Here is an 8,563-nt window from a genome sequence, read left to right as displayed (position 1 = left end):
GTCCATGCCGCCCGGAAGCTCGGAGGCGACGACGCGCAGATCGCCGCGGCGGTGGGGCGGGCACTGACGGCCACCGCCGGCGCTACCGCAACGCCCAGACCGACGGGATAGGCTGGACTCATGCCCCAGTTCGGACCCGCTAGCGCCGCCGACGCACCGGCCGCCCCGGCGCCGGTTGACGTCGACCGCGTCATGGACTGCGTGCGCCGTCTGGGGCTGCGTTTCTTCCTCGACGATGAGGGCGATGTCGGCATCCCCTGGCGCTACGTCACCGTCCATGCCATCTTCCAGGGCGACCGCGCCCTGCAGCTGCGCGGCATCTGGCACCGCATCGCCGACACCGAGCACCTGGCCGCGCTACGGCGGCTGGTGGAGGACTGGAACGCCACCCGCATCGGCCCCAAGGCCTACCTGACCATTGCCGACGGCGGCGTCGTCCGCCTGCACGGAGAGGTCACCTACCCGCTGGCCGCCGGCATGACCGACGCGCAGCTGGAAGACTTCATTTTCACCGGCTGCCGGCTCATCGTTGCGCTCATGCGGGAGGCGGAGGACGTCTTCCCCGACCCGATCCGGGGGAGGCTCGAACCATGAGTCGGCGCCGCCATGGGAAGCGCTGGACGGATTTCATCGCCAGGCTGTTCGCCAAGTCGTGGGATCAGCGTGTACCCAGCGACCGTGACGCTCCGGACGCGGATCGGGGCGGGTCCCACGGCCGCGTCCGTTTCCGGCCAACCGGGCCGGTGGAACTATCCGACTTCGACATCGACTACCCCGAACGCTCCGACGCCGACCAGGAACCGGCGGATCAGGCCGGCTCGGATGACACCGCCGCAACCAGCGACGAGCTGACCTCCCCACTGACGCTGGAGCGCATCGAGGCCATGCTCACCGGCCCCATGGGATACGGGGCACGGCGCCACCGCGACGGCGACCACACCTGCCTGCTGGGCACCTGGGACGGCTTCCCCTTCGTCATCGAGATCCCCGAGGGCCACGACGACTGGCTGCTCGTCTCCGGCGACTGGGAAAAACCGGCCGCTGAGGGGGAGCGCGACGAGCTGGCCGCCTCCGTCAACGACTGGAACCGGGACAAGTACTTCCCGACGGTGGCACTCGTGGATACCCCGGGCGGGCCGCTGGTGCGCGCCACCTACCTGGTGGGGCTGCGGCCGGGCGTCACCGACTCCCAGCTGCGCCTGCACCTGGACACCGCACTGTCGGCCTGTACCCAGGCCCTCAGCCAGGTCCGGCCCCTGCTGCCAGACCTGTGAACCCGGGGGAGACGCCGTCGTGAACCATCCTGCTGCCAGACAGTCCGAGCCGGTGCGGGTCGCCGTCGTCGGGCCGACCGCCACCGGCAAGTCCGACCTCGCCCTCGACCTCGCCGATGCGCTGGGGGGTCGCTGCGAGATGATCAATGCGGACGCCTTTCAGCTCTACCGCGGCATGAACATCGGCACCGCCAAGCTGCCGGTGAGTGAGCGCCGGGGCTACCCGCACCACCAGCTCGACGTGCTGGAGGTGACCCAGGAGGCCAACGTCGCCTCCTACCAGCGCCACGCCCGCGCCGATCTGGAGGCGATCACCGCCCGCGGCCGGCGTCCCATCATGGTGGGCGGCTCCGGACTGTACGTGCGTGCCGTCACCGACGCCCTGGACTTCCCCGGAACCGATCCGGCTGTGCGCGCCGCGTTCCAGGACCGCGCCGACGCCGAGGGCGCCGCGCGGTTGTGGGAGGAACTGCGCGAGGCGGATCCGGAGGCGGCCGCCCGCATCGAGCCCTCCAATACGCGCCGTATTGTGCGCGCCCTGGAAGTGATACAGCTGACCGGCCGGCCTTTTACCGCCAGCTTGCCCCGGTACGCGGACCTGGCCCCCACCGTCCACCTGGCGCTGCGCCTGGACCGTGCCGCACTCAATGCCCGCATCGACGCCCGTGCCGCCACCATGTTCAGCTCCGGGCTGCTGGAGGAGACCGAAGCGCTGCTTGCCTCCGGCCTGCGCGAGGGCCCGACGGCGGCGCGCGCCATCGGCTACGCCCAGGCCATCGCCGTCCTTGACGGGCACCTGACCCGGCAGGAGGCCGCGGCGGAAACGGCCGCCGCCACGCGCAAGCTGGCCTCCCGGCAGATCAAGTGGTTCCGCCGCGATCCGCGCGTGCACTGGCTCGACGTTGCCGTCGACGCCGCCGGCCAGTGGCGGCCCGGGGAGCGTGAGCGGGTTGTGGCCGAGGCGGTGCGAATCGTTCGCGCGGGTGCGGCCGTGGCACAGCCGGAGCGCACCGGCGAGGCAATAGGCTGGGGCCCATGACCATTGCCCCCGGCCTGGCCGGCCACGAGCTCCTCAAGGGCCACGCCGCACACAGCGACTTCCTGTTGCTCCTGGACCCCGAGTGCGAGATCGACATGACCGCTGCGGACATTGCCGCCGTCTGTGATCGATACGCGGGCCTGGGAGCGGCAGGTCTCATACGCGTGGTGCGCACCGCCGCCCTGCCCGGCACCGAGGCGTTCCGTGAGGCCGCCCCCGAGGCAGAGTGGTTCCTGGATTGCTACCGCAGCGACGGTTCCGTGGCACGAGCCTACGGCGACGCCTTGCGCCTGTTCGCCGCCGTCCTGGACGCCGAGGGGCTGGCGCCGCTTGCCGACGGCGAGTCGATCACCGTCGGCACTCGCGGCGGCGCCCGCACCGTCACCCGCCTGGGGCAGTTGTGGGCGGTGGACATGGGGCGGGTGCGGCTGGCCGAGGTGGCCGAGCCGGACGCCGACCCGATCGACGAGGGCTGGGACACGGCGATGCACATCCCCGGCTTGGAGGGAGATCGGGCGGCCCTGAGCCTGGAGCTGGTCGGTCGGCACGCCGTCGTCGCGCTGCTGGAGGAGGCTGAACTGGACGCCGCCGCGCTGGGAGACGCGGGCGAAACCGGCGGGCCGGCCGTTGCGACGCCTGAAACGGAGCAGGTGGAACTGGTCGTGCCCCTGGGGGAGCACATCGACCCGGAAACCGGTAACCGTGTGGGCCTGGCCCGCATCCGGATGCTGGAGGGTGACGCGGCGGCCCGCGCCGAGGCCTGCTGCGCGGTGGCCGTGGCCCTGCACGAGTGGAGCGGGGCCGAGGCGCCGGCTGACTACCTGCTGCGCCTGGACGACGGTGAGCTCGGCGTGCATGTGGATGCCGCGCCTGCCGGGCTGAGGGAGGCGGGGGCGGAGGTGTTGGTCACCGGCCCGGCCGTTGTCATCGCTCGCGCCACCGTCGCCTGACCTGGCGCATGCGCCCGCAGCAACGCCACGCGCCCGGCAGCGCCCGCACCCCCTCTTCACCGAAACCGGCACTAATAACACGCCGAAACCGGCATAAGTGACGTCCCGGGTGCTGCTGTGGCATTGCTCGTGTTGTCGAGGCCCGCGTTGCTGGGGCAGGGTGGGTGTTGTGTCCTTGTCAGGGGCGGCTGGCCGGTTCTGAGTGCTTTGGGACCACCGGCGAGGCAACCGGCGGCTGGGTGACGGATGGTGCAGGCCGGGGTCTTTCGCCAGGGGTGTCGTCGGCGACTCCAGTTGGACCGTCATTGCGCGGTTGGACCGCTTAAGCGCGGTTGGACTGCCTTTGCGCGGTTGGACTGCCCCAGACATGGTCTCAGGCAGTCCAAGCGGGGGCAGACGGTCCAAGCGGGGGCAGACGGTCCAAGCGCGCGGAGGATGTTATTTGGGCTGACTGGGGCGTTGCGGTCGTAGACGATGCGGGTTGGTGAGTCGCTTGCGGTGAGTTGGCAGGGCGCCGACAACGCGGGGTGAGCCATCAAGACGCGGGGTAGCCGCCGAGAACGCCGCCTAGGGCGGCGTTCTCGAGGGCCGTCCGGCGTGCTCGAGGGTTCTAACCCGCGTGCTCGAACGACCTGCCGATGAGCCCGCCAACCACCCGGCCATGTCCATGACCGCACAGCCGGAACCGCGCCATGAGACTTGACCCACCACACTGCGGGACCCGTCCGACCTGCCCCGGGCCTTGACTGAGACGTGACCCGGCACGGCTGAATCACGATGGATCTGTGCGGTGGATGCGGTTGATGCGGACACACCGTCCGAATGACTGTAGCCGTGGCGGCCTGCTCCCCGTAGGCTGGGGCGGTGTCCGCAGCAGGCGGGCACACCCGAAAACGGGAGGGAATCCAGGTGGCACGCAGCGCCGAGAGCGTCGACCTTCTCAAGTGCTCCTTCTGCGGCAAGAGTCAGAAACAGGTCAAGAAGCTCATCGCGGGACCCGGGGTCTATATCTGTGATGAGTGCATTGAGCTGTGCAACGAGATCATTGACGAGGAACTGGGCACCTCCTCCTCCGGCGTCCCCCTCGAACTGCCCAAGCCGCAGGAGATCTTCGACTTCCTCAACCAGTACGTCATCGGCCAGGAAGGCGCCAAGCGCGCCATGAGCGTGGCCGTGTACAACCACTACAAGCGTGTCCAGATGCGGGAACGCTCCGTTGCCGAGGGCGACGGCCTGGAACTGGGCAAGTCCAACATTCTGCTGCTAGGCCCCACCGGCACCGGTAAGACCCACCTGGCCCGCACGCTCGCGCGTCTGCTCGACGTTCCCTTCGCCATTGTTGACGCCACCGCCCTGACCGAGGCCGGCTATGTGGGCGAGGACGTGGAGAACATCCTCCTCAAGCTCATCCAGGCCGCCGACGGCGACGTCAAGCGCGCCGAAAAGGGCATCATCTACATCGACGAGATCGACAAGATCGGACGCAAGGCCGAGAACCCGTCGATCACCCGTGACGTCTCCGGGGAGGGCGTCCAGCAGGCCCTGCTCAAGATCATTGAGGGCACCACCGCCTCCGTGCCCCCGGGTGGGGGACGCAAGCACCCCCACCAGGAATTCCTCGAGATCGACACCACGAACATCCTGTTCATCGCCGCCGGTGCCTTCTCCGGCATTGAGGAGATCGTGCGTCAGCGCCGCCGCCGGGAGGCCGGCGCGCAGATCGTCGGCTTCGGCGCCACCCTGGCCAAGGACCAGCACGAGGACGTCTTCGCCACCCCAGTCCGCCCCGAGGACCTGCACAAGTTTGGCCTCATCCCCGAGTTCATCGGTCGGCTGCCCGTCATCGCCACAGTTCACGACCTGGGTGTGCCCGAATTGGTGCGGGTCATGACCGAGCCGAAGAACGCCCTGGTCTCCCAGTACAAGTACCTGTTCAGCCTCGACGGGGTGGAACTGGAGATGACCGACGAGGCCATCGAGGCGATCGCCACCCTGGCGCTGGAGCGCAAGACCGGGGCCCGCGGCCTGACCAGCATCGTGGAGGAGGTGCTCGGCCAAGCCATGTTCGAGGTTCCCTCCATGCCGGAGGTCGGTCGTGTCATTGTTGACGCCGACGCCGTGCGCGGCACCGGCAAACCCCGCTACGAGGCGGGCAGCGGCACCCTGTCGGCGACCAGCAAGCGAAGCCGCAGCGCATGAGCGACGCGACCACCGCAGGGTCCGGCCCCGAGGCCGATGTCGAGGCGCGGGCGGGACAAGGCGCACCGGCGTCTGCCGGAGCAGCAGCCGGGGTGCCGCCTCAGCTGGCCGCCTACCGCGCCACCATCGACAACCTCGACGCCGCCCTCATCCACCTGCTGGCGGAGCGCTTCCGCTGCACCCGCCAGGTGGGCAGGCTCAAGGCGGACCTGCACCTGCCGCCGTCGGATCCGGCCCGCGAGGAGCAGCAGGTCGCTCGCCTGCGCTCGCTGGCCGAGGAGGCGGGCCTGGACCCGGTATTCGCGGAGAAGTTCTTCGCCTTCATCGTCGCCGAGGTCATCCGCCATCACGAGGCCATCCGGGATGGACTGCCCGAGGACGCTCCCTAAGATGGCGGTGGCCGCCGGGCACCCGGAAACCCAGGTGCCCGGGCCGGCCTACTCCGCGCCGGGCGCGTATCCGGTCATGTGCCCGTTATCCGGGCTGTAGGCAACGATCAGTTCGGAGCTGAAGAGGTAGAACTGGTCCTCGCCGAATTCGTAACCCTCCAGCGGGCTGATCAGCTCGCCGTCAGCGATGGTCCACATGCCGCGCAGCGAGAGGGCTGATGCCGTCTGCATGGGGGAGGAGTCGGTGAGCATGATCAGCGAGTCGTCACCCGAGATGATGAAGTGCGGGGAGTAATCGAAGCTGCAACTCCAATCCTCCTGTGTGGCGGTGAGCTCGGTCCCGTCCACCAGGAAGGCCTGCATACATCCTGAATCGGCGTCTTCGTCGGTTCTCACTTGGACGCGTGCCCAACTGATGTCACCATTTACTCCCAGTATCTGCATCTGTTTCGCGGTCACATGCGGGGAATCGAACATATACGCCGCCCCCGGCGCGTCCCGGGCCTCGTTGCTGATTTCGAAGCTGTTGATCTCCACTCCAGTGGGTGATAGCACCGTGTACCGCTGCGCGTCGTAATCGATCTTCCCCCAGCCATCGGTCAAGGCGAAGACGTTCTCCTCATCACCGAGCTCGAAGTCGATGATGTCGCCGGTGGCGACGTTGACCGCTGTACTGGTGGAGACGCGCACGTAGGTGACGTTGTCGTCCTGATAGACGCGGCCCGGATCCGGGTACGCGGCGGGCTGGTCGATGATGATCTCCCCGGAGTCGTCGATGACGATCTCCCACAAGGCCGTATTCGGGTCGGACGCAGACCAGGCAGTACAGGTGCCATCGCTTTCGCAGAGGTATGCATAGGTGTCCAGGAACTCCGGGGAGTCCCAGGACTCCCACGGGGCAACAAAGGCGCCGCCGTCAGACTGGTTGAGGAGGCTGCCACCGACGACGACGTAGTCACCCCAATACTCGAAGCGGAAATGGTCTGTGTAGAGCTCTACCGCGGTGCTCCACTGCTCCTCCGGCTCGCCGTCGGCCAGGTCGTAGGCGGTCACCGTCCGCCGGTCGGATGTGTCAGCTGCGCCGACGACGACGAGCTGACTGCCGTTGCCCCTGACATAGGAGTCCGCATCGATGTCGAGGGACCAGGTACGGTGCGAGCCCTTCGCCCAATCAGCCGAGACGCGTTGCGAATCGGTGCCGCCTGCACGGCCAGAGCGCAGGAACATGGTGACGAGGGTGCCCGCGGCCACCAGCGCGATAACACCCACAACTGCTCCGATGATCAGCGGCCCGGAGCGCTTTTTCGGGGGTGGCGAGACGGCGGCAGCCATCGCCGGATAGGAGCCGACGGGGACGTGGCTCGGCTGGGGCACGGCAGCGGTGGGATCATCATCAGGCTGCGAGTGAGTTGAAGAAGGGGGAACACTCATACCCGAAGCGTAGGGACACCGCCCGACCAGCATCGAAACAATCCACACTGTGGCGCGTACGGCTCGTGGAGAAGGCTCCAACCATGTCGGAACCGGGACGGAGAAGCCCCGGACGTCATTTCGACCGGTTTCGGCACGTCATTAGTGCCGGTCTCGGTGAAGAGGAGGTGCCCGGTCACACAGTCATCCGGTCATACGCGGGTGTAGAGCTCGTCGATCTCCTGGGCGAAGCGCGCGGTGGCCTCCGCGCGGCGCACCTTGAGCGAGGGGGTGAGCAGGCCGTTGGCCACCGTGAAGTCGCCGGGCAGGATGGTGAAGGTACGGATGGATTCGGCCCGCGAAACCGCCTCGTTGGCGCGGGCAACGGCCCGTTCAAGCGCTGCCCGCACTCGCGGGTCTCGCGCAGCGTCGACCGGGTCCATATCCGGTAGGCCGTGGCTGGACAGCCACAGTGGCAGCATCTCCGCATCCAACGTCACCAACGCGCCCACGCACGGCCGGTTCTCGCCGACTACGAGCACCTGGCTGACTAGCGGGTGGCCGCGCAGCCGGTCCTCCAGGACTGCGGGGGCCACGTTCTTGCCGCCCGCGGTGACAATGAGCTCCTTCTTGCGGCCGGTGATGTGCAGGAAGCCGTCGGCGTCGAAGGAGCCGATATCCCCGCTGCGCAGCCAGCGGCTGCCCTCCGCCGAGTCGGTCTCGGGATCGGCAGGCGAGTCCGCAGGCAGGGTGACAAAGGCCTCGGCGGTCGCTTCAGGGGCGTTGTGGTAGCCGCGGAAGGTGCCGATCCCGCGGATGAGGACCTCGCCGTCGTCGTCCAGGCGGATCGCGGTGCCCGGCAGGGGCAGGCCGACCGACCCGATGTGCACGGCGCCGGGCAGGTTGACCGTGCACGGGGCGGAGGTTTCCGTCAGCCCGTATCCCTCCAGCACGGTGACCCCGGCGCCGCGGTAGAAATGGCCCAGCCGCTCACCGAGCGGCCCGCCGCCGGAGATGACGTGGGTGACGCGCCCGCCCAGCAGACTGCGCAGGGTGGAGAACACCAACCGGTCGAAGGCGGCCCGCTGGGCGCGCAGGCCCCGGCTCGGACCGGCGGGGGTGTCCAGCGCGCGGGAATAGGCGATCGCGGTTTTGGCCGCCAGTCGGAACACCTTCTGCTTGGCGCCGGTGGCACGGGCGTCGGCGGCGTTGTAGATCTTCTCGAAGACGCGCGGCACCGCGGGCACGAAGGTGGGGCGGAAGGAAGCGAAGTCGGTGACCAGGTTCTTGACATTCGGGGCA

At 68.7% G+C, this 8,563-nt stretch carries 8 protein-coding genes; 6 read left to right on the top strand and 2 right to left on the bottom strand.

Annotated features, from left to right (window positions below; genetic code table 11):
* Window positions 1–120: 120 nt before the first annotated feature.
* The 6 genes from RWX45_RS01360 (at window position 121) to RWX45_RS01335 (ending at window position 5,851) form a co-directional block, all read left to right on the top strand.
* Window positions 121–594, top strand: a complete 474-nt coding sequence (locus RWX45_RS01360; RefSeq protein WP_316021997.1) for a YbjN domain-containing protein — start codon at window positions 121–123, stop codon at window positions 592–594.
* The gene (locus RWX45_RS01355; protein ID WP_316021996.1) at window positions 591–1,274 is read left to right on the top strand and encodes a YbjN domain-containing protein; all 684 of its coding nucleotides are present in this window, start codon (window positions 591–593) and stop codon (window positions 1,272–1,274) included. The genes RWX45_RS01360 and RWX45_RS01355 overlap by 4 nt, the downstream gene beginning before the upstream one ends.
* A gap of 19 nt (window positions 1,275–1,293) precedes the next feature.
* Window positions 1,294–2,313, top strand: coding sequence for a tRNA (adenosine(37)-N6)-dimethylallyltransferase MiaA (miaA, locus tag RWX45_RS01350; protein ID WP_316021995.1), 1,020 nt, complete (start codon window positions 1,294–1,296; stop codon window positions 2,311–2,313).
* Window positions 2,310–3,263, top strand: coding sequence for a diaminopimelate epimerase (locus tag RWX45_RS01345; RefSeq protein WP_316021994.1), 954 nt, complete (start codon window positions 2,310–2,312; stop codon window positions 3,261–3,263). Before miaA ends, RWX45_RS01345 begins: the two co-directional genes overlap by 4 nt.
* 909 nt (window positions 3,264–4,172) lie before the next feature.
* Window positions 4,173–5,462 (top strand): ATP-dependent Clp protease ATP-binding subunit ClpX, encoded by a 1,290-nt coding sequence (gene clpX / locus RWX45_RS01340; RefSeq protein ID WP_316021993.1) that lies wholly within the window; start codon window positions 4,173–4,175, stop codon window positions 5,460–5,462.
* Window positions 5,459–5,851, top strand: a complete 393-nt coding sequence (locus RWX45_RS01335; RefSeq protein ID WP_316021992.1) for a chorismate mutase — start codon at window positions 5,459–5,461, stop codon at window positions 5,849–5,851. The genes clpX and RWX45_RS01335 overlap by 4 nt, the downstream gene beginning before the upstream one ends.
* A 48-nt stretch (window positions 5,852–5,899) precedes the next feature.
* Here the strand turns inward: RWX45_RS01335 and RWX45_RS01330 are convergent, their stop codons facing one another.
* Together RWX45_RS01330 and RWX45_RS01325 are read right to left on the bottom strand one after the other, a co-directional pair.
* Complete coding sequence (locus tag RWX45_RS01330; RefSeq protein ID WP_316021991.1) at window positions 5,900–7,282, bottom strand: hypothetical protein; 1,383 nt, start codon at window positions 7,280–7,282, stop codon at window positions 5,900–5,902.
* Window positions 7,283–7,473: 191 nt separating this feature from the next.
* The coding region (locus RWX45_RS01325; protein WP_316021990.1) for an AMP-dependent synthetase/ligase at window positions 7,474–8,563 on the bottom strand (1,090 nt) is incomplete at its 5' end.

It is taken from the genome of Actinomyces sp. MRS3W (assembly GCF_032465695.1).
GTDB lineage: Bacteria > Actinomycetota > Actinomycetes > Actinomycetales > Actinomycetaceae > Actinomyces.
The sequence above is the reverse complement of the archived record's forward strand: the minus strand, read 5'-3'. Positions and strand labels throughout refer to the sequence as shown.